This is a genomic window from Micromonospora sp. NPDC049836, assembly GCF_044465125.1.
In the GTDB taxonomy this organism is placed as follows: Bacteria; Actinomycetota; Actinomycetes; order Mycobacteriales; family Micromonosporaceae; genus Micromonospora.
In genome coordinates, this window is record NZ_JBITLH010000020.1 from 35,753 (window position 1) to 57,343 (window position 21,591).

Here is a 21,591-nt window from a genome sequence, read left to right on the forward strand (position 1 = left end):
TTGGTCGACGATGACGGCGGACATGAGGTAGGTGGCGTGGTTGCCACCAGGACTCGTCAACGAAGGCGCTGGGGTGCATCAGTCGATCTCCGTCTCATTGTTAGCGGGATGGTTGTTGATGCGCTCCTGCGCGTCCTGCGCGTGCTGGCGCAGGTGCTCGGGGACGGGTGTTGTGTGGGGCGTCCGGCGGGTGTCGTTGACGGCGTGGACGCGGGCGGTGGTGGCGGCGACGGCGCCGGCGAGCGCGGCGGTGCGGCTGGCGGCCCGCCGGGCCTGTTCGGCGGCGGCGGCGAGGCCGGCGTAGCGCGTCGGTAGGGCGCTGTCGTACCAGCGTTTCCACGCTGCGTGTTGGGTGTCCAGGACCGCGGCGCGTCGGCTGTGTTCGGCGATCTGGTGGTCGAGGCTGGCCAGTTTCTGCTGAAGGCTGCCGACCTGTTCAGCCGCTGCGGCGGCACGCGTGTGTAGGTCGCGTTTCGCAGTAAGGCGTCGGGTGCGTGAGGGGCCGCGGTGCCACCAGCGGGGTTGCAACCGTTGCGCGCGCAGCACGGTATGGCGGTGGGTGGCGTCGGCGGTGGCGAGCACCTGGGTGAGTTCGTGGCGGTGGTGTTCGGTGTCGGTGAGGGCGCGGTAGGTGGTGCGCAGCTCATCGGCGACGTAGGCGGGTGCGGTGCCCTCGGCGTCGCGTTGCGCGGTGATGAGTCGGGTGATTTCGGCGTCGGGTGCGGTGGTGAGCTTGCCGGCGAGGGTGGCGGCGCCGAGGACGAGTCGGGCCCGGTGCCAGGCGTTCCAGCGGGCGATGTCGCTGGTTCGGGGTTCGGGCCCAATGGGGTGGTTGCTGGTGAGCTGGTAGGTGTCGCGGTAGGCGGAGACGACCTCGGCGCGGGTGAGCCATTGTTGGCGGCCGGTGTCGTCGGTGGGGATGTCGCCGAGGGCGAGGCTCCAGGCGGGTCGGGTCTGTGCGGCGAGGTGCGCGAGTGCTTCGGCGCGGCGATCGCAGATGGCAGCGACCTGGCGTAGCGCGTCACCGATGTCTCCGGTGAGGTCGGTCGGGAGGCGGTCGGTGTAGGTGCGCCAGTGTTCTGGACGTTCGGCGACGGCGGAGTCGGCGGTGGCTCGTTGCATGAGGCGGTCGATGCGCCAGGTCAGGACGGCGGCGATGTCGTCTGCGGTGTCGAGTTCGCGTACCCGGATGACGCGGCGGAGGACGTCGCGGGGTTCGTGGCCGGCGGCGGCGTAGGTGGTGAGTTGGCTGATGAGCGCCGGTAGGGCGAGGTCGTGCGCGAGCCGGTCGGCGAGGGCGGGGCCGCTGAGTTGGCGGACGATGGCGAGGTATTCGGGGATGCGGGCGCGGGCGGTGAGGTCGTCGTAGATGGGCGTCCAGGTGTGCAGGGCGTCGGCGTCGGCCCAGAGCTGCTGTTCGGTTTCGGTGGCGGAGCGCTCGGGTGCGCCGCGGCGCATGATGTCGGCGAGAATGGCGACGCGGGCGGTGGGCGGGGCGGGTGGGGTGCCTTCGCGGGGGTCGTCGTCGGTGACGGCGTACGCCTCGTTGAGCGTTCGGCCGCGGGTGAGCATGACGTAGACGCGGGCGAGTGAGGTGTTGTCGTCGATGAGGGCGCGGGCGGTGTGGACGGTCTGCCCTTGGACCGAGTCGACGGTTTGGGCGTACGCGAGGTGGGTGTGCCGGGCGGTGTAGGCGGCGGGCAGGACGGCAGGTGTGCCGGTGGCGATGTTGGTGACGTGGAGTTGTCCGTCGCGGGTGATGGCCTTGATGCGCCACTGGTGGCGGTTGGTGACGTAGTCGGGGCCGGCGGCGATGCGCCGGTCGTTGCGGCGGGTGACGATGATGTCGCCCACGCTGGCCAGGTTGCCGTCGCGTAGGCGGACGGCGCGGCCGGGCTGCACGTGGCCTGCGGTGATGAGCAGGTTGCGCGCGTGGTGGGCGATGTCGCTGGCCTCTTCGGTGGTGTCGACGAGCATCATGCTGCGGCGGCCGGCGGTGATGTCGGCGAGCCACCGGGTGAGCATCTGCTCGACGAGGTGGCGGCGGTGCCCGCCGATAAGGCGCCCACGCCGGTCGTACTCCTCTAGCACGGTGGGGTCGCCGTGGCGGAGCCGTAGCGAAGCGGGGCCTTCCCAGGCGTGAGCGAAGCGATGCACGTGCGACAGGGAAGTGGTGACGCCGAGGGTGGCGAGATAGCGGAGCAGCCCACCGGGTCCGACGGCGGATGTCTGGTTGGGGTCGCCGACGAGGATGAGCTTGCCGCCTACCTGGTCGAGCTGGGCGGTGATGCGGGCCAGATCGTGGCTGGAGACCTGGGATGCCTCGTCGACGATGACCCATTGCCCGGGTGCGAACGTCCAGTGGCGGGCTCGGGTGCCGGGCGGGGGACGATGTTGGGCGTGCAGCCACCGCGCGACGTTCTCGGTGCGCAGGGTGGTCCCGTCGGGTTGACGGGTGGCGTCAGCGAGCAGGTTGGCCGCGGCCTGACCGACGGTGAGGCCTAGCACCGGTACGCCAGCGGCGTGGGCTGCGGCGACGACGGCCCGCTGAAGGTGCGTTTTGCCGGTGCCGGCGGGACCGATGACGCCGGTGATGCGCCGATCATCGCCGATGAGGAACCGCAGCACCTCGGCTTTCTCTCCGGACAGGTCCAACTGTTCGATGGCGGCGTTGATGACCTCGGCGGGGGCGGGCCGCGCGCCGCGTCGACGGGCGTAGGCGATGACTTGGTGTTCGGCGGCGAGGACGGCGTGGGTGGTGAGGTGCAGGTCCCGGTGGCGGGTGTATTCGCTGTGCAGGTCGCTGGCGCGCTGCAGGTTTGGTCCCCACTGCGCGAGCGCTGGGGGAGTCAGGACGCGCAGGCCAGCAGCCCCTTCGGTGACGGCGCGCGCGGTGAGGCGCTGCACGCGTTGCCAGTCCGCAGCGGGCGAGTGCCCGGGTGTGATGTCGAGGACCTGACCGATGGCGAGTTCGAGGTGGTCGCGGCCGAAGACGGCGCGCTGACGGCTGAGCGTGTGCACGGCCCGGGCGACCGCCAACCGGTCGTCGGCGCGAACGGCGGCGTCGATGACGCGCGGGCGGTGCGCGCGGGCGACGCGAAGCTGGGCGGCGGCGTTCCGGAGCGTGGCCTCGTCCAGGGCGGCGGGGTCGGCTGCGAGACGGCGGGCCTGGTGCAGCACCCGCAGCGCGATGGTGGCGGTGTCATCGTGCGCGTGACCGGCGAGAAGACGTTGGATCTGCCCGCTGGTGTCAAGGCCTATCTTGCGGTCTTCGGCGAGCCAACGGCGTACGGCCTCGCGGGTCGACTCGGCGCCTTTGTGAGGGCGGCGGGTGCGCAGGGTGGCGTCCTGTGCGCGATTGCGCCACCGTCGCGGTGCCATGCGCTGCAGCGGGTACGCGCCGCGGTGGATCTCCTCAGTGATGGCGGCGCGGCGTTTGGCGTAGTGGCGCAGAGAGTCGTCGCTGATGCCGACGATTTCACGGATGCCGGTGTCGGGCCGTGGGGCGAAGGTGATGCCGCGGCGCTGGCGTAGCTCGGCTTCGATCGCGCGTTCATAGGCGACGCGGGCGCCGATCGCGGCGCGGTAGAGGGCCCGGCCGTCGAGGGCGAGCCACTGGGGTTTCGCGTTGTGGCTGTGGGCCTGAACTTTGGCGGAGACCACGATGTGCGCGTGGAGTTGGGGGTCACGTTCACGGCTGAGGCGGTGGTCGAAGACCACGGCCGCCAGGCCAGCGGTGTCGAGTTGGCGGACGCCCCCGGCGCCGGCGCGGGCGTAGGCGCCGTGGCGTTGCAGGTGGTCGAGCACGACCCGTACCCCGGCGTGGTGGGCGGCCATGACGTCGCGTTTGAGGTCGTCGTCGCCGAAGGCCCACAGCAGCGACACGGACTTGACCGGAGACACGGTGACGTCGAACGCGGACACCGCGCGGCGCTCCGGGGCGGTCATCGCGTCGTACCACGCCTTGTCTCGCTGTTCGACCGTGGCGTCGTCGGGCAGGAGTGACAGCGCTCGCTGTGCGGTTGCGGCCCGGTACGCGTCTGTCTGCGGCGTGTACGTGCGCCACCGCTGTCCGAGCTGATAGCCGGCGCGGGGATGGCGCCCCTGGCCGACGAGGAAGCGCATCTGGCTCTCGGTGACCCAGCCGCTCATTCCGAGGACCGCGGCGCCGTCGCCAGCCCACCAGCCCGAGCTCTCACCCCGCGCCGTCGGGTCCATGTAGTACGGGGCCGGGCCCCCGGCGGTCGGAGCGCGCATGTCGTGCCGGCCGGCCGCGACCTGCTCCATCAGATAGCGATATCCGCTCCCGGGCGAGATTCGCGTGATGGACAACATGCGAAAACCGTAAAAGATCAACTAGAAGGTGGGTGGCGGAGAATGCAAGAGGGTGTGTCGCCTTTAAGGGAGTGAGAATCGTGAGGATGGGCGTTCGTGCAGTTCGGAGGCTGTGTGGCTGGTCCGAGTGAAGTTCCGGGGTGGTTCCTGAAATTGCGGCCAGGATCGAACGAATAGGCAAGATGGCGGGCTCGGGATGTGTTGGTGGGATCGGAAAGTCGCTACGGTCGGGATATGGCGAGTCGAACGGGGAATGATGCGGTCCGTGCGCTTCGGGCGCGGCAGGAGGTCGAGCGGCGTGCCGTGCGGGCTGTCGAGCAGTCTGCCTCGGCGCTTGCGGATGCTGCCGAGCGGCGGCGCGAGTTGCTGGCAAAGGTAGACGGGGAGGTTGGGGACGCATCGGCGGCACACGAACTGTCGGTGGTGGTCCTCGCGGCGATTCTCCGTGACGACGGGTTGGCCGCAGAGTTGGCCGGTGTGGACGTGAGCAGGGTCCGGGCGCTGCGGCGGACGGTGGACGGTAAGGCGGTGCGCGAGCGCATCGCGCAGTTGGGGTCGGTGGTGCCGCGTCGTGGTCGGCAGCCTGCGTCGGAGGTCGGGTCGCGCGGGGGCGCGGTGGGTGATGCCGAGCCGGCCGCCGGCCTGGTGGACGGCGGCTGACCCGCAACGGCGCTGGGGGACGTGGGGTGAGAGTCGGGAGCGGCAGCCGGCGGCGGCGTGCTCGGTGCGCGCCGACGACGTCCTGGGTGTGCCGCCCGGCCGCTGCGCGCGGCCGGGCGGGCGCGGGGTCAGGGTTGCTGGCCGAGCAGGCGTCCGGGGTCGCCGGTGGTGGTCCATCCGGCGCAGTCGCTGAACAGTCGGTGCGCGCTGTGGGCGAGCGTGATCGGGTAGAGGTTGGGGCGCTGCACGTAGTGCTTGCCGTGCTGCCAGAGGTCGAGCAGCATCGCGGCCAGTCGCAGGGTGGCGCGCATTCGTCCGGGGTTGCAGTCCTCGCAGTGGTGCCGGCGGGCGTACTTGATTAGCGCGACGGTTGCGGCGCGCAGTTGTACAGCGGTGGCCAGGTCGTGGACCGGCTCGGTGGGCCACGCTGGGCGGTGGTCGCACAGGTGCAGGTAACCGATGACGTGCGCCATACGGCGGCGGGCGTCTTCAAGCATGGTCAGGACTTGGCCGGCGCGAGAGACGGCGGGCGTTGCCGCCGGTATCAACGTCGTGGGTGCCGTGAGGGCAGACATGGGGGCTCCTCGTGTTGGTGTTCGTGTGGGGCGGTGTTCGCCGTTCCGCCCGGATGGCGCGGGTGGTGAGGGAGGGGCGGCCCGGGTGGGGTGACCCGGGCCGCCCTGGGGGTTTAGCGGTAGCGGCGGCGTGAGGTGGCTGCCTTGGTGGCGGTGGTCGCGGTGGTGTGGTGCCACACCTGGACGGCTGCGCCGTGGCGCTTGGCGTCGTACATGGCGGCGTCAGCCCGGGTGAGCAGGTCGGAGGCCGTACGGGTGCCGTGGTCGGCTATCGCGAGGCCGATGCTTGCGCGGCAGTTGACGGGCTCACCGAAGATCGCGAGCGTGCTGCGGTCGAGGGCATCGGCGGCGGCGGTGGCGTTCTCGCGGCTGGTGCGTTCGCCGTCGTCGGTGATGATCAAGAACTCGTCGCCGCTCATTCGGCCGATGTAGGCGGCTGGTAGGTCGAGTGCGGTGAGGGTGTCTGCGACGTGGATGAGCAGGCTGTCGCCTGCGGCGTGCCCGTGTTGGTCGTTGATCGCTTTGAAGTCGTTGAGGTCGAGCAGGGCGACGCTGACGGGTCGGGTGCGGTCGGCCAGGAGCGCGTTCAGGTGGCGTAGCAGCGCGCGGCGGTTGGGCAGGCCGGTCAGCGGGTCGTGGTCGGCCTCGTGGCGGGCGGTCGCGAGGGCGCTGCGAAGTCGTCGGTTTTGTAGCAGGAGTGCGACGAGGTTGGCGGTGGTAAGTGCGAGCAGGATCGTTTGCCACGCCGAGTGCATTCGGGTGCTCCCTGGGTTGGGGTTTGTGTGGTGCGCGGTGGGGGTTCGCCGTCCCCTCCGAGCAATCATTACTATACCTAACCTGATGGTGTCGGTCTATCCAATTCGGCCCGCACGGTCGAGAAACCTCAGTGACTTTGATGTGCCGGCGGCTACGTCGATCACGCACTTACTTGTCCAGGTGTTGCCGTTGAGGGGTAACAGGGGAGCCGGGGCGGCCGGCTCCCCTGTTACGTTTCTACGGCTCGTGTCGCTGGCGGATGTCGCCGAGTACGTGAACCTGATCGGTCAGGACGAGCGGGGCGTCGGCCGGTCCCTTGATGTGAGGACGGACGTAGGTTCGGCGGCGCAGTGCGCGGCCGGGGCCGTAGGGCTGCTGCCGAAAGAACCCGGCGACCCACCATCGGCGGGTGTAGACGCGCGTGGTCGTGCCGTCGGGGCTGTCCTGGCGGGCCTGCTGCTTGCGTCGTAGCCGCACCAGCCGCACCGTTGGCGCGGGTCGGTTGGCGCGCTGGTATGCCTTGCGCGTCGCCTTGTCGGCTGGTTCCTCGGTGACTTCGGCGTCGGGCTGGGTCGACAGGATCCAGGTGGCGATCAGCGAGCACAGCATCACGCGCGTCTGTTCGCTGTTGGGTGCGTACGGCTGACCGAAGCGCAGTCCAGCCCCGCTGCTGACTGGGGCGAGCCAGCCGATGCGCTCGCGTAGCCCCTGCAATTCCAACTCGGCGGGCTGCTGACCCTGTAGGAGGGTTTCTGCGGGGGTGTAGAAGGTGATCCAAACGCCACCGGGGATCGGTCCCCACTGCGCCGCGACGATTGGCACCATCAAGCCGGTCTGCGGCTCTACCGGCCGATAGATCGGCGTGTGCCAGACGAGCAGGCCGTCGGATGCCGGCATCTCGACCTGCTCGACGCGCACGTCAGGAAGATCGCGCGCCGCGTGCGCGGCGAGGGCGGTGAAATCGGGGTCGATCCAGAACACGCGTCCGTTCTCCGCATGGTTTGCCATCAGGGCGGTGTACTGGCGCAGTGCTTCGGGGTTGCGGGCGTCAACGATCGCGGCGGGGGCGTCGACTGGGGCACCGGGGAACAGGTGCCCGGGGATCTTGTACGTCTCGCCGCTGTCGAGCAGGCGCAGGAGATACGAGCCGCCGGACGTGCGCCAGAAACGCACGAGCCGGTCCCGCACCTTTGGCAGCATCTGCGGGCGCAGCGACCGTACCTCGGGGGCGGGAGCGGCGTCCTGCGCGGGAGGGCAACTGCGGTTGTTCGCCCCGTAGGGGAGCGGTTGTCGTGCCGGTGTGCTGGGAGTGGCGGCGAAGAGGGCTTGGTGCAGGGGTCGGAAGAAGCTCTGCGCGTCATCCGACAGGCCACGGCGGCGGGCGCGTTTGACGGCGCGAGCGGTCAGCCCTTCGGGGTCGCGCTGCTCGACCAGGCGCGCGCATCCCTCGCACGCTGCCCAACTGCCGCCGAGGTTGTGCATCGCCATGCCGCTGACGTCGGGTGCGGTCGTCATGGCGATTTCGAGCTTTGCGAAGGTGAACGACGCCACCGGGCGAGGCGCGGAGCAAAAATCGCAGGTCATTTCGACGTGCGCGAGCTGTGCGAGCGGCACCGGGTTGGGTTCGTGGTCGTCGTTGCTGCTGCGGGGATGAAGGAACGTCCTTCCGCCGCCCTGGGTGGTGATCACGGTGAGGGGTACGCCGCACGTCGTGCAGCCGTACCCCTCGACGATCGGCGGAGTGCCGACGTCGTGGGAGTCCATGCGTCTCCTTTGGGTTGGGGTTTGTGTGATGTGCGGTGGGGGTTCGCCGTCCCCTCCGAACAATCATTACTATACCTCTTCTGATGGTATGGATCTATCCGATTCGGCCTGGATGGTCGAGAAATTTCGATGATCTTGACGGTGGTTTGCCGGCGGCTACGCCGATCACGCTGCCGTGTACGGACACGGCGCGTCCCCCCACTTCCTTTGGCGGTGGGGGGCGAGTTCACTCGACCCGCGGCGCGCGCAGTGGAGGTCAAGTCCGGGCGCGGGGTTTCGAGGAAAGATCATGCGGGGTGTGCATGATGTTTCCGAGCCGCGCCCGGACTTGACCGGAGCGAGCACGTCGCTAGCCTGTCGCGGCCCCCACCGGTGAAGGGGTTTGGGCAGTGCGGCCGGAGGCCGCTTCCGGTTTACCCGGCCCGCCAGGGCCGGGCGTCTCGTGAGCGGAAGTACGGTGATCGGTCGGGGTCGGCGGCAGCCCTACGCCGAGGGCTAGCTGAGCAGATCAGGGGTGGGGGGTGTGCCCTGCTCGTCCAGGATGGCCCACAGCGTTTCGCGCCTCCACTTGCGGCGGTAGCGCCCCTTTGGGCCTGCTGTCTGCTCATCGGCGCGCTCCAGCACGCGACTGGGTAGGGCGTTGGCGGTGCTGTAGCCGAGCACTCGGGCGGCTTCGGCTTTGCCCACCAGTTCGTCCGGCTTGCCGGAGCGGTCGGGGTGGCCGTGGGGAGTGCCGGCTGGCCGTCCGGTTCGCGTCGCGCCTCCCTTGCCGATGCGGTTTTCCGCGATCTCCCACACGGTGCGGCGCTTCCACCGTCTGCGTTTGCGGCCGGATGGGGTCGACGATTCGTCATCCACCTGCTGCTGCAGCCGTAGCCACACGGGGTTGTTTCCGGCGAGGGCGCTTCGGTCGCGGTAGCCGAGGATGCGGGCCGCTGTCGCGGTGTCGACCAACTCGTCCGGGTCCCCGGAGCGGTCGACGCTGTCGCGTGCGCTGCGCGTGGCCTGTTCGCGTGGCAGTTCGTATTTGGCGATGTCCTGACGGTGCCATGTGCGGCCGTCGGCGGCGCGCTCGGGGAAGCCGTTGCTGTCGCGCTCGCGGTAGAGCCGGTCGAGGTGGCTGACGGAGATGCCGAGCATCGCCGCTGCTTCGACCCGGTTGACGACATCGCGGCCGTGTGGGGAGCGCGTGGACATGGAGTGATGATGCCGTACGCACTGGTGGGCGAGCCGCATGGTCGGCGGATGGCGGCTGAGGACGCTTCTCATGGTCTGCTTCACGGCCGATGGTTGGGGGCTGCCGTACGATGGGCGGCACGCGTCCGGCGTAAGGGTTCGTTGGGGCCCGTGTGGCGTCGGATGCCAGGCGGCCGGGGGGAGTTCGCCAAACTAACCCCCCGGCCTCCGCCGAGCAGTCGCCCCAAGGGCGCTGGGGCGCTGTGGTCACTGGCCCCGCGGTGGGTGGTGCCGGGCATTGGGAAGGCACCGTCGCGCGGCGCGCGCCAGGACCCCGTATTGCGTGTCGCCCCTGGCGATCACCTGCCCGGTCGGCAGCCTGCGCGCCACGTACTCGCAGCGCTGGGCGTCCCATCCCCCGAGGCAGACGGGCGATGGTTCGGTGATCATGTCCCATCGTTCACCGTCGGTGCCGTTGATGTGGACGTGGAACTCGCGAGTGAGAGTCCACCTGTCGCTGTAGGTATCGAGCCGGAGGCCGTGGGGATTGTTGTCCCGGAAGAGGCGCCAGCGGCCATCGCCTCCGAGCAGCCGCGCGATATCCCGCTGTCCGTCGAGCGGGGCTTGGCCAGGTGGGTGCCGTACTGGTGTGGTGGTCGCGTTCTGGCTGAGCGGCCGGTTTGGCATGGTCGAACCCCGTGGGTGGTGTGGTGGGCCCCCGGAGGTTCGCCGTCTCCGGAGAGAGTCATTACTACACAGGCATCGAGTGTGTGGGCTGAGCGCGGATTGTGGCGCACGCGGAGCTGGCAGGGCGGGCCGGCAGCGGACCTGATGGGACGCGGACGTGTTCCGGCCCGCCCGGTGGCCGCGGGAGCAACGGCCTGGAGCACGACGGGCTCGGGACAAAATTGGTCTTGGGTGGTGCCGGTCGGGAGCCGGTTGTGGCCCCCGACCGGCAGCGGCTAGGCGGCGAGGTTGCACCCGGTGTCGGGGTCCGCCTCCGTGTCGGCAACTGCGGTGTCAGCAGCAGCGGCGGTTGCCGCGTCAACGCCGTGGCCCTCGCTCTCTGCCTGCTCGGGTTCGGCCTCGGGGCGGGCAGGCTGCGGGTCGTCTGGCTCCGTGTTCGTGGCTACGGCGGGGGCCGTTCGCCGGTTCGTGGCGCGGTTGACGACGCCGTCGATGATGAGCTGTTCGACCTTGCCGACCTGGAAGCCGTTGGTGATGCACCACTGCAACCACTTCGCGACGGCCGGGTCCGGGGCACGCCAGGAGGTGCGGGTGATGGCGCTTTCGTTCGCGGCGGCGATGGCGGCCAGGGAGATGACCGTGTAGCGGGCGTCGCTGACGCGGGCCGGGACGCGGCTGGTGCCGGCGCGCTTGGTCTTGCCAGGCGAGAGGAGGTCGTCCAGCATCTTCCGGCCGCCGTTGACCCAGGTGGACAGGAGGTAGCCGGAGTCGGCCAGCATCTCCGCGATGAGCTTGTTGGTGCCCTTGGGTGGGGTCTTGCCAGCGAGCAGGTTGGTCAGCCACTCACGGCGGACGGTGTTCGCGGCTTCCATCAGTTTGTTGTTCTCGATGACGCGCCGCCGCTCGGCCTTTTCTCCCTCGGTCATGGGGCCGCTGCGAGTGGTGGTGCTGTAGCTGTACTGGGTGTGTCCGTGCTTGCGCCAGTCGGTGCAGTAGGTGCGCTCGGTGAGGCGGTGGTCGTAGGCCAGGTACAGCAGGACGGCGTGGCCGGGGCAGTCGCTGTGGTCCTCGGCGGTGATGCGCTGGCCTTCGGCGTCGCGGAGGTCGCTGATCTCCTTGACCTTCGCGTCGTGGTAGCTGGGGTGTTCGGTCAGCAGGGCCACCCCGGCGGTGGTCAGCTCGGCGCGGCGTGCGGCTTCGGCTTCGCGGGCGTTACGGGCGGAGCGGGCCTGTTCGACTGCTCGGGCGAACGCGAACGGTCCGGCGTCTTCGGCTTCCTGCAACAGCGTTTCGATGGTGTCGGGTTCGTCGGTGAACTCGGCGAGGGCGGCAGCCTGGGTGAAATCCAGTCCGAGTGCGTGGGTGCGCTCGGCGGTGTGCTTGTCCAGGGTGGCGACGCAGCGGCCGGCCTTGACCTGTTCGGGGTGGTAGCCGGTGCTGCGGGCGATCTCCTCGTCGCTCATGCCCTCAAGTGCGAGCTGCTGGATGCCTCGGGACACCTGTGCGGCGGTGGGGTCCTTGCGGTGGACTTGCCGCAACATGCTGATGATCTGCTCGCGGTTGCCGGCCAGGTCGTCCCGGACGATGGCCGGGATGTACTCCTGCTCGGCTTCGACGGCGGACCAGTATCGCTGCTCGCCGTCGATGATCAGGTACGTGTCGTCGTCAAGCGGCGTGACGATGACCGGGGCGAGCAGCCCGCGAACGCCGTCCTCTTGCAGGTTCTCCACGATGCCGCGCAGGGCTTGGGCGTCGTCGCGAACGTTGTCGGGGTTGGGCTTGATCTGCTTGATGGGCAGCAGTTCGTAGCCGCCGGGCAGGGCGGGCTTGGCGACGGTGTGCTCGGTGTCGGCTGCCTCCGCCGGGTCGGTGGAGGTGGTCGACAGGTCGGGCAGCCCGTCCGGGATGGGCTGGTCGGTCTCCGCGCTGGGCTGCGCGCCGGTTGCGGTGATCGTGAGCACCGGTGTGCTCCCTTCGGTTGTGGGTTTGTTGGTTGGCCGGTCAGGCCCGGGTTGCCGTCCGGGCCTGACCGGTGGTTTCGAGGCCGCTGCGTTCAGCGGCGCTGGCGGATCCGTGTCGGGTCGCTGCGAAGTTGCCACTGAAAGGAGGAACGTCGCACGGCTGTTAGGCGGCTGTGGCGACGGCGGTGAAGCGGGGGCGGGCGGCTGGTGCGGGCATCGTGCATTCGGTGCAGGTGGCGCTGTTCCAGCGGTGAGGGCTTACGCCGTCGCCGGCTGGGCAGGGGCGGGTTTGCAGGTCGCGGATGTCGGCGGCGTTGAGGCAGGTGGGGCAGAGCCCCCAATTGGCGGTCGAGGGACCGGCGATGGGGGAGTCACATTGGGCGCAGTACAAGCCGGCTTGGCGCAGTGCCTGGCCGATCACGTCGGCGGTGATGACTGCACGGCGGGCTGTTGCCGCGAGGTTCTTCCATGCGGCGGTGTTCTGGACGCGGCGCCACTCCTCGGTGTTCAGGGCTGGGTCGTGGAGGCTGCCGGGGTCGTCGGCCTGGGCGCGTAGGTACGCCTCGACTTCTGCCCGGCCGAACAGCGGTCCGGTCCATTGGTAGGTGCGGGCGAGCACGGAGACGAGGTGTCGGGCGTCGGGCTCGGCAAGGTTGCGGGGCAGGGACACGCCGTGGGGCAACCCGATGAACAGGGGCATGGCTTCTCCCAAGGTGCGCAGCGGTGGGTTTGCAGCGCACGGCTGCGGGCGGGTTGAAGGCCCGATGGCTGTGGCCGTGCGGTGCGGGAGCGGTAGCCCGCGTCGGCGTGCTCGATGCGCGTCGACGCGGTCAGCCGTGCGGCTGGGCGCTGGGTCCGGGTGCCGCTGGCGGGTTGCGCCAGCGGCACCCGGAGCTCGGGTCAGAGCGTGGCTGCGATTTCCATCGCCCGGATGCCGACGCCCTCCATCTCGTACGCGGCGTCGGGGTCGGTGAGGGTCTTTGCGGCGCTGGTGACGGCGTGCATGATGCCTCCGGCCGTGCGGTCGCCGCCGTCGATGAAGTGGTTCAGGACGAGCCGCTGCTCGTCCTCGGTGAACCGCAGCCGCTGGGCGATGACCCGGATGGTGTGGTCGGGGTCGGGGACGCGGCGGCCGGCCTTCTCCTCGATCTCTTCGATCTTGCGCTGCACGTAGCGGACGTCGAGGAAGCGGCGCACCGCGTCGCGGGTCTGCTTGCCGATCAGGTTGAGGTTCGCCTGGTGGGTGTCGTTGCTCCAGCGGATGGTGCCCTCGTCCATCTTCGCGCCGAGGTGCACTGCTCGCAGGGCGTCTTTGGTGATGGTGAGGCCGTTGTCGCAGACCTGTACGACGATGCGGGGAGTGACGGTGAACGCGCCAGAGCCTGTCTCGCTGTTCGTGAAGACGAGACCGGCGAAGACGGTCGGGTTGTCCGCGCCGGTGGCTCCGGTGAAGGGGCTGCGGTAGTTGCGCAGCAGGTTGCGGGCGAGGGTCTTGATGGCCTCGGAGTGCACGCGGACGACCATCCGGCGCTCGCTTAGGTCGCAATCCAATTTGACGTTCATGCCCGACTCGCGGATGCCGGACAGGACGGCCATCAGCACGTCGAGGTTGTCGATGATCTTGTATCCGTCGCTAAGGAAGGCGCGCAGGATGCCGCCACCGTTGCCGTCGGACAGGCAGCGGGCGAGATAGCGCTTGCCCTGGCTGAGGTCGAGCCAGCCGTTGATGTTGGCGTCGTAGAGGTGCAGTGCCTGCGCGCGGGTCTTGCGCAGGTAGCTGGTGGGGATGCCGAGCTTTTCGCCGAGTCCCGCGTCGCCCAGTTCGGTGGGCCGGTAGAGCCCGTCGGAGGGGGTGACACCCGATTCGCTGAGGATGGGTTCCGCGCCGGTGATGCGCAGGTGTCCGGCCTCGGCTCGCAGCATCGCCGTGCCGGCGACGATGTCGAGCTTGTGCGCCTGCTGGAGGTCGAGGATGCGGTGCAGGTCCGGCAGCGTCGCGTGCCGGGCGGCCAGGGGGATGGTGTCGAGCGCGTTGCTCACCGTTGATCCCTTTCGGTTGGGGTGTTGGCTGCGAGGGCGGGGGTTGCCGTCCCCTCCCTCATGTATTTAATGATACATGACCAGCCCCGCAGAGTCCACTTGAGACCGTTCAATTCGTGAAATTCCAGCGTGGCCAATGTGTAACCGTCGGTAATTAATAACGCATGATCTACTAACGTTTCTCTACGTGCTGATTGGTGAATTGGTCGGCGCAGCCGGTTATGTGATGTGCGTCAGAGAGCCTTCCCGGTGGCCTGATCTTTGATCGACCATGTTTGGCTGTGGGGGTCAAGCCTGGGGTGTGGCTTGACCCCCACAGCCAAACATGGTTGGCACTGTGGGGTCAGGTCGCCGGGAAGGATCGGCGCTGCCTCCCCCTTCCCGGAGCCTGCCTCGCCGGCGAGGCGCCGCGGTTCAGCGGCGGGACGCTGACCCGGCTGGAGGCCATCGACCGAAGGTCGATTCAGCCCAAGCGGCGAGACGGCTGTCGGACCGGGCGGGCTAGCGGGCGTCGAGTGGTGCGAATGGGTCTACATCCGGAAGCAGTCGTCTTGCCTTACGGCAAATTCGCTTCAGGCAGCGGCTGCATTAGGAGTCACTGGTTGGCAAATCGGGCGGCGTGGCGCTGAGCACCTTCCCGCTCCGGGTGTTGATCCATTCCTGCACGCGTCTGCGTTTCCAGTAACGAGTAGATCCCTGTACTGGTGCGGGTTCTTCGCGGTCAGGCATGGGAAGGTAGCCGTCCTCGCCGCGGTCCCACACGGCCTTGCTCATTCCGACGTACTTGTCCCACCCGCCCTGCGTGATGGTGAGAATCTCCCGGAACTCGGTGGCGGAGATGAGCTCCTCGGGGTCGCCGTTGAGGTCGACATGATGGACCCGCGCTCGGGAGGATTCCACGATCTGCGGTAGGAGGACATCCCGGACGTGCTTCAGCTCGTCGATGGGAAGCCACGCCTTCTTGTCCTGCTTGACCGACGCGGGCCAGCCTGACCCTTGGGCGCGCTGCTTCGGTGACGTCTTGAGCCGCACCGTCTGTTCGGACCGTCCGGTCAGCTCGGCTGCGCCGGCTATGTCCGTGTGTGGCCGGCCACCAATGTTCCGGATTTCCATGCCTACCCCTGCCTGCATCGGTGGCCAGCGGTTGGAACGGCCGGGGGAACATCGTCCGCGAACGAACGAAGCGGCAACCCCCCGGCCGCGTGATCCAACCAACAGCCCCACCCACAAGTCCACCGCTAAGCGGCGGACGTGTGGCCGAAGCGGTGCAGATGGTAGCAGCCTGGCTCTCGGTCGCCTGGGAGATCGGCGGGTTGATGCCGTACTTGAGAGCCGTGCTCCCCCTGACGAAGCCCGGCAAAGACGATCGGCAAAGAGCGCCACCGGCTGCGGCCAGGAGCAGCGCTGTGCGCCCAGAGAGGACGGACGCCGTTCAGCTGCCCCGCGGGACGGCTGGTAGAGCGCCCGAAGGGGCACGGATTACCGATTCGGCCATGTCGAGCGCGCGGAGCAGGGCTCTTTGCTGCGCCGCCGACAGGGTGCCTGCGTCCAAGCCGCATGTTGATACGAGCGTCTTGAGCTGATTGACCCGTTGATGGTGGGCGGCGGCGAGGCAAGTGGGATGAGTCAGTAGATCGCGTGCGGCGTACCCGTCGCCAGCAGCGTGTTGGATCAGTTCGACGCCGAGCTGCTCGGCGGCTGGGTGATCGTTATCGAGGGCGTCTAGAAGGGTGAGGCCAAGCCGGGTGTGGAAGACGGTGAGTCCGGGCTTGGCGGGTCCGAGGGCGTGGTAGGCGGTCAGCGCCTTGTTCGCCTGGTCGTCTGCGGGATCGGAGTCTGGCATCAGCAGGAGCAGGCAGGCAGTGACGGCGTCTTCCCATGGTTCGCCCGGTTGGGTGGCGTCTAGCATCGCGCGTGCCTGGCGGTAGCGGCCTGCTGTGGCATGGGCTATGACGCTGATCTGCCTGCCGTCGAGCATGCGTGCGCCGATGCCGTTGTATTGGGTGAGGCGGTGGCTGGCGTCGTCCCACCGTCCGGCGCTGGCGAGGGCGTGGGCGCCGGTGCCGAGCAGGACGGCCCATAGCCAGGTTCGTGTCTTGGTGTGGGCACCGGGTGCCTCGGTGAGGCGGGCGACGGGGATGGTGAGGCCGTCGATCAGGGTGTCGGTGCGGGTGTCGATGGCCTGGAACAGGGTTTCCAACAGGGCCCAGGCGGCGGGGCCGTCGCCCGCGCGGATGCGGAGGCGGGCGAGGTTCACGATCGGTTCGAGTGCGTGCTGGGGATCGCTGCCGTGGTCGAGTGCCGCGGTGGCGAGCCGGTGGCACCAGGTGTGGGCCAGGTCGGGCATGTCACAGTCCGAGGCTAGGAGCGCGGCGAGGTTGAAGACCGCGGTCGCGGCGGCCACGTCACCGCTGTGGTAGGCGAGGTCGGCGCGTTCCTCGAGGTCGGCGATGCGCTGGGGCAGGGGTGTGCATACGGGGCGGGGCCGGGCGATCAGCGGGAATCTACGGGCTATTGCGGGGTTCATGAGTCACCGCCCGGGGCCGAGGGCGCGGTGGGGTTGGTGCCGAAGATGATGTTTCTGGCGGCGGTGGCGAGTGCCGCTTGGTGCAGGCCAGGAATGCTGCGCCGGTTCCAGGCGAAGATCACGTGGTGGGCGAGGGTTGCGCGGAGGCCGCGCTGCAACTGTCCTGTCCGGTTGAGCCGGTTGAGAGTGTCGCCGGCGGCGATGTAAGCCTCGAACCAGCTGCGAGTGGCGGCCAGCGGCGCCCCCTGGTGGGTGAGGCTGGCTGGATCGGCAGTGAGGAGCCGTTTCACCGCGTGCAGCAGGTTGTTGACGAGCGTGGGCTGGGGTGGGTCTCGGTGGTTGGCGACGCGGGCCCAGACGTCGCCTTGTTCGTACCAGTCAAGGCCTGCGGCTCGCATCATGGCCGCGGCGAGCATGATCGACAGCTCGGGGTGCCGCGCGGCTAGGTGGTTGGAGCCGGGGGTGAGTAGCTGGCGGCTGTCGTGATGCCACAGATGGTGGGTGGTGTCCATGGCTCTGGTGCCGCCGAAGGCGTAGGTCTCGGGCTCGTAGATTCCCGGAACGGCGGCGCTGATATGGCGGTCGTGGCGTAGGCGGGCCAGCTGGCTGGCCAAGTAGTGGTCGGCGGTGGTGGAGGCGGGAAGGTAGCGCAGCCGCCAAGTGCCTTTCCGGACGTAGAACCAGGTGGTGATGAGCTGGCGGGTTTCGGCGTCGACGAGGATCGGCGCGAGATGGGCGGTGGCTACTTGGTCTGCGGCGTGGGGGTCGGGGAAGGCGATGGTGGTCTGCCGCCATTTGGGTGGCGTCATGTTCGTTTCCCTTGGGTTCAGGCGAGGGCGAGGAAGGTGTCCCAGCTGGTCGCCGGGCTGCCGGTGACGGCGGTCTGCAGCGCCAGCACGGCACCGGCCGTGCCGTTCAGCAGCTCTGGATCACCTTGGGCTTGGCTGGCGAGCTGGTTGGCGAGTTCGGCCGCCAGGCCGGGCAGCTCGGCGGTGAGCTGACCCGCGCGGTGCGGGTCGGTGCTGGCGGCGGCCAAGCGGCTGGCAGCCTGCAGGAGGCCGGCTTTGCCGTGGCAGAGGCCGATCTCGGGCAGCCGGGCGCGTTGGGCGGCGTCTCGCAGCACGGCGAGCACAGCCTCTTCTGCCCGTTGCTGGCGGGCCGTATCTCGCAGGGCGAGCCCGGCGAGTTGCTGAGCGCGGGCGATGCCGGGGGTGCCGTAGCACCAGGAGGGCCGGTGCCGCCGTGGGGTGGTGTCGGGGGTGACGTAGCCGGGCCACCATGTTCCGGCCGGGTCGTCTTGGCGGTGGTGGTCGGTCCAGTCGCATAGAGCGGCGAGGGCGTTGCGGGCTGCGGGGGTGTCGTGGCCGTGGAGGATGGCGTAGGCGAGCAGGGCGATGAGGGCGCTGATGCCGTGGGCTACGCCGATGTTGCCGTGCCCGTGGGGAAAGTCTGGGTGTGGTGTGCCGCCGAGCCCCGATGGCAGCCACCACGGCGGCTGCGTGGAGCCGTTGCCGAGGGGTTCGGTGATGCGGGCCAGGTAGGTCATCACGTCGCGGCTGATGGGGTGCTCGGGGTGGGCGTGCAGGTGGTAGAGCCCGAGCCCGGTCAGGCCGTGGACGAGGTCGAACTCGTACATCGTCAGCGGGTCGCGGCGGTCTATGCGGGCGTGTGCGGCGACGAGCCGTTGTCTGGTGAGGGTGATCGTGGCGTCGTTGAGGCTGGCGAAGGCGCGGTGGTAGCCGCCGAGGGGGCGGGCGGTGTGCAGCATGAACGCCAGCGCGGGGGCGCCGTGGAAGGGGTCGGAGTTGCGGCCGATGCTGACCGGCTCGCTGCCGGCGGCGCGTATCCAGCGGTGGGCGGTGGCTTCGTTGCCGTGTCCGGAGACGGCCCGCTCGATGTGCAGCAGGGCGATGCCCACCGCGCCTCCGGCCAGCGATTGCGGCCGGGTCCGCCCGTCGCGTGACGGGCCGACGATGGAGGGGCTGGCGAGTCTGGCGCAGACCGCCGCGAGCACATCCGAGGGGTTGGCGGTGGTGGTCGGGGTGGTCACGTGATGCTCCTTGTCGTCCAGCTCAGCGCGGCGGCGCGGGCGAGGTGCAGGCAGGCTCGTTCGCTGTCGAGGTCGGCCCCGGCGACGCGGACGTGGTGCAGGTGCAGCAGGTCGGGCAGCAGCTCGGCCGGCGGCATGGTGCTGACGGTGGGCAGGCTGTCGCGCCAGGCGGCCACGGTGCGGCGGCGCCGAGCCCAGCGGTCCGTCAGGTTCTCGCCGCCGGTCAGGGACGCCACGGCGGTGGGGTCGTACGGGTTGGCCAGGCGGATGGCCTGGTCGTAGACGGCTCGTGGGGGTGCTGGCCGGTGCGCGCGGGTACGGGCTATCAGCCATCGCAGGGCGTCGTGTGGGTCGCCGATGACCGCCGTGACGAGGTCGACCATGCTCGCGGCGGTCAACGCCTGCCAGCCCAGGGTGGGACGTCGCGTGGTGACGGCCAGTTGGGCGAGCGCGGCTGCGGAGTCCGCCGCGAACACGGCTGCCGTTGCCTGGTACGCGGCCAGGCTGCCGAAGCGGCCAGGCTCGCCGAAGTCGGTGTCCCACTGGACTCGCTGGGTCAGGTCGGCGTCGGTCAGCTCCTGCGTCCAGCCGGTGATGGCTTCGATGGGCAAGCCGCTGATACGCAGCCGCAGGTGCGGCTCCGGGTCGGCGTGGCGCAGGAACCACCACCTGCCCGCCGGCGGGAGTTGCACGACAAGCCGAGGCAGGTGGGCGGTAAGGATGGTGGTCTGTTCTTCCGGCCGGGCGTAGATCTTCAGGTAGTGGTGGTCGCGGCCAGGCAAGCTGCCGTGGGTACGGACATCGACCAGGGGGCTGGTGAGGCGGGGCGCTGGTGGTCTCGCGGTGGTGGCGGTCAACGGGATGACGATTTCGTGGGGATGCCCGCCGATCCAGGCGGCGCCTTCGGGGATGAGATGCAGCAGTGCGGTGGGGTTGCGGGTCAGGTGGTCGCGTAGCAGCGCCCGGTGAGCGGGCTTGTCCAGGTCGAGGCCGAGGGTCTGGTCGCCGATACCAAGCGAGACGGCGGTAGGGCAGCCTGTGGCCTTGAGCCAGGTGGTCAGCGCGCGGTCCCAGTGCTGCCAGCCGGCATGCCGGTCGGGCAGTTCGGCGGCGCTCAGGTGCCACCGCCCGGGGCTCAAGAGGGTCCGGCCGTACCGCAGCGCGGGCAGGAACGGCAAGCCCTTGGCCGCTGGCCCCCACTCCAGCGGTGAGCACGGGGTAGCGAGGGCCACGGGCGCTTCGGCCAGGAAGCGGGCCAGAGGGTGGGCGTGTCGTACGGGCTCGACCGCGTTGACTGCGACCGGCTGCAGCGCCCGTCGGCGAGAGATCGACACCAGGTACAGGCGGTGCGCGTCGGCGGTTACCGCGATGTCGTCCAAGCCGATCGCGGCCTGCGACGGGGCGTGGTACTCGCCGACGGGGATCAGATGCGGCAGCACCTGGGGGGCGCGGTTGACGTCCAGGCTGATGGTGTAGCGGGTGACCGCGGACAGCTGGGCCAGCAACGCGCCGGCGCTGGCTGGGCTGTCGGCGGCGCAGGAGGCCATCCGGTGCCGGTCGGTCTCGCCGAACATGTCTAGGAACCGGCCCGCGGTGGAGAAGGCTTGCGCTGAAGCACGTACGACCGACAGCAGGAAGTCGCCGCCGGCGATGGCTTGGAGGGAGTCGGCGTGGACGCGCACGGTGAGCTCGGCGGTCGGCGGGATCTCGGTCGGCGCCGGGCCGGCCAGCCTGTCCAGGAGGACGTCGTCGAGGTCGACCTCGTGTTCACGGTGCAGGGCGGCACGTTGCGCCAAGGCGAGTAGCCTCCGGTCCCTGTCGGTCAACGCGGGCGAATCATCGGCCGGCTCGCCGGTGAAGCCGTCCGGATAGCCGAGGCCCACCTGGGCATCGATCGCATCCAGGAGCGGGACGAGGGCGTGCAGGCCGTACCGGTTCAAGAAACGCGTATGCCAGTCCCGCCACCGAAGCGATGTCGGCCGGGCGAGGCGGGTCAGCGCGGCAGCGGCGCGGCATGCCTCGGCCGTCACCGTCGTCGGCACCACGAGGTCGCAGTCCAGCCGCAAATCGACACCGACCGCCTGCCCGGGCTGGATCACGGCGGCGGCTCTGCCGAGGTCCCGGCGGCGGGCATCAGCCGTGGCCTCGTCCGGTGCGCGGTCGTGTCGGGCTTTGAGATCGCGAACGCGACGCAGCGGATCAAGTAGCTCGCCTACGTCGCCGCCTTCGGCTGCGGCGGTCTCCAGCTGATCCACGAGATGCGCCAGGGGGTCGGTCTCGGTCGACGGCGGGCGCAGGCTGGTCAACAGCAACCGCTGCGTCACCATTTGGCCGACCAGCCGCTGCGCGCCTTCCTGCGGCGCCCCACATTCGGCCGTCAGCTTGCCGGTGAGGTCGGCCCACCGGATCGGCTCAGCCGCCAGCGCGAGAGCCGTGCGGATCATGTCGGTGGTCTTGATGCGCAGATGCGTGGGCGCACCTGCGGGGTCGGTCGTGGCGGCGCGGTACTCCAGCACCAGCCTCTCACTGCGCTCGACCAGCAGGTTGTTGGCGCGCACCATCACATGCGGGCGCAGCCGCACGTCGGATTCCAGGCCATCGAGGACGGCGGCCAGCCAGGATGCCTGAAGGCGAGCGAAAGGCCGGTGTGCAGTGCCCCAGTGGATGCGGCCGGTGCGGCTCGCGGTGGCGGGGGCAACGCCCGCGAACAACCCGTATGGTGTGGCACGGGTGGTAGTGCGCAGCAGGTAGCGCATGACCGCGAGCACCACCCGGCGGGCGTCAGATTGCGACGGGCCGCCGCTGATGGCGGCGGTGACCCGCTCGGCGAGGTCCGGTGACGCGTGGGCCAAGGCTGCCGCGAACCCCGGAACCGCCAACGTCTCGGCAAGCCACAGGCGCCAACTGGTCGCCGTGTCGCTGCCGGTCAGGTCAGGCCATGCGCCGATCTGGCCCGGGCGAAGTACGGCCGCCCGGAGCATCAAGGCATCGTTCACGCTGCGGTACACACCAGCCTCCCCATGGGCGTGATCATCTGTCTGCGGGTGAGGAGTGCCCGAC

14 protein-coding genes and 1 pseudogene are annotated in these 21,591 nt (G+C 69.6%); 1 reads left to right on the plus strand and 14 read right to left on the minus strand.

From position 1 onward, the window contains the following. Positions 1 to 78: 78 nt before the first annotated feature. Positions 79 to 2,907, minus strand: coding sequence for an AAA family ATPase (locus ACIBPB_RS31780; RefSeq protein WP_396824907.1), 2,829 nt, complete (start codon positions 2,905 to 2,907; stop codon positions 79 to 81). A gap of 366 nt (positions 2,908 to 3,273) precedes the next feature. Further along, positions 3,274 to 4,335 (minus strand): annotated as a pseudogene (mobF, locus tag ACIBPB_RS31785) (MobF family relaxase); the annotation flags it as partial. A gap of 234 nt (positions 4,336 to 4,569) precedes the next feature. On the opposite strand from mobF, the gene ACIBPB_RS31790 reads away from it, so the two are divergent. Next, the gene (locus ACIBPB_RS31790) at positions 4,570 to 4,995 is read left to right on the plus strand and encodes a hypothetical protein (RefSeq protein ID WP_141722610.1); all 426 of its coding nucleotides are present in this window, start codon (positions 4,570 to 4,572) and stop codon (positions 4,993 to 4,995) included. A gap of 128 nt (positions 4,996 to 5,123) precedes the next feature. On the opposite strand, the gene ACIBPB_RS31795 is transcribed toward ACIBPB_RS31790, so the two are convergent. The 12 genes from ACIBPB_RS31795 to ACIBPB_RS31850 all read right to left on the minus strand — a co-directional run bounded on the left by ACIBPB_RS31795 (position 5,124) and on the right by ACIBPB_RS31850 (position 21,539). Continuing rightward, positions 5,124 to 5,492, minus strand: coding sequence for a hypothetical protein (locus ACIBPB_RS31795; protein WP_152332171.1), 369 nt, complete (start codon positions 5,490 to 5,492; stop codon positions 5,124 to 5,126). Positions 5,493 to 5,683: 191 nt separating this feature from the next. Then, positions 5,684 to 6,325 (minus strand): GGDEF domain-containing protein, encoded by a 642-nt coding sequence (locus ACIBPB_RS31800; protein ID WP_052165554.1) that lies wholly within the window; start codon positions 6,323 to 6,325, stop codon positions 5,684 to 5,686. Positions 6,326 to 6,563: 238 nt separating this feature from the next. After that, positions 6,564 to 8,090, minus strand: a complete 1,527-nt coding sequence (locus ACIBPB_RS31805; RefSeq protein ID WP_030500409.1) for a hypothetical protein — start codon at positions 8,088 to 8,090, stop codon at positions 6,564 to 6,566. Positions 8,091 to 8,585: 495 nt separating this feature from the next. Beyond that, complete coding sequence (locus ACIBPB_RS31810; protein ID WP_143025372.1) at positions 8,586 to 9,287, minus strand: hypothetical protein; 702 nt, start codon at positions 9,285 to 9,287, stop codon at positions 8,586 to 8,588. Positions 9,288 to 10,228: 941 nt separating this feature from the next. Continuing rightward, positions 10,229 to 11,914 (minus strand): ParB/RepB/Spo0J family partition protein, encoded by a 1,686-nt coding sequence (locus ACIBPB_RS31815; RefSeq protein ID WP_082171427.1) that lies wholly within the window; start codon positions 11,912 to 11,914, stop codon positions 10,229 to 10,231. A gap of 163 nt (positions 11,915 to 12,077) precedes the next feature. Further along, the gene (locus tag ACIBPB_RS31820; protein WP_030500412.1) at positions 12,078 to 12,614 is read right to left on the minus strand and encodes a hypothetical protein; all 537 of its coding nucleotides are present in this window, start codon (positions 12,612 to 12,614) and stop codon (positions 12,078 to 12,080) included. Between the two features lie 200 nt (positions 12,615 to 12,814). Further along, positions 12,815 to 13,954 (minus strand): DUF932 domain-containing protein, encoded by a 1,140-nt coding sequence (locus ACIBPB_RS31825; RefSeq protein ID WP_030500413.1) that lies wholly within the window; start codon positions 13,952 to 13,954, stop codon positions 12,815 to 12,817. A 588-nt stretch (positions 13,955 to 14,542) separates the two neighbouring features. Then, positions 14,543 to 15,067: a hypothetical protein gene (locus tag ACIBPB_RS31830; RefSeq protein WP_047894145.1), complete on the minus strand. Its 525-nt coding sequence runs from the start codon at positions 15,065 to 15,067 to the stop codon at positions 14,543 to 14,545. Positions 15,068 to 15,386: 319 nt separating this feature from the next. Beyond that, positions 15,387 to 16,358 (minus strand): hypothetical protein, encoded by a 972-nt coding sequence (locus ACIBPB_RS31835; RefSeq protein WP_141722613.1) that lies wholly within the window; start codon positions 16,356 to 16,358, stop codon positions 15,387 to 15,389. Positions 16,359 to 16,477: 119 nt separating this feature from the next. Next, positions 16,478 to 17,290, minus strand: a complete 813-nt coding sequence (locus ACIBPB_RS31840) for a thiopeptide-type bacteriocin biosynthesis protein (RefSeq protein WP_030500416.1) — start codon at positions 17,288 to 17,290, stop codon at positions 16,478 to 16,480. A 17-nt stretch (positions 17,291 to 17,307) separates the two neighbouring features. Continuing rightward, positions 17,308 to 18,531 (minus strand): lanthionine synthetase C family protein, encoded by a 1,224-nt coding sequence (locus ACIBPB_RS31845; RefSeq protein WP_052165555.1) that lies wholly within the window; start codon positions 18,529 to 18,531, stop codon positions 17,308 to 17,310. After that, a complete protein-coding gene (locus ACIBPB_RS31850) occupies positions 18,528 to 21,539 on the minus strand; it encodes a lantibiotic dehydratase (protein ID WP_030500418.1) in 3,012 nt (1,003 codons plus the stop codon). Before ACIBPB_RS31850 ends, ACIBPB_RS31845 begins: the two co-directional genes overlap by 4 nt. Positions 21,540 to 21,591: the final 52 nt, after the last annotated feature.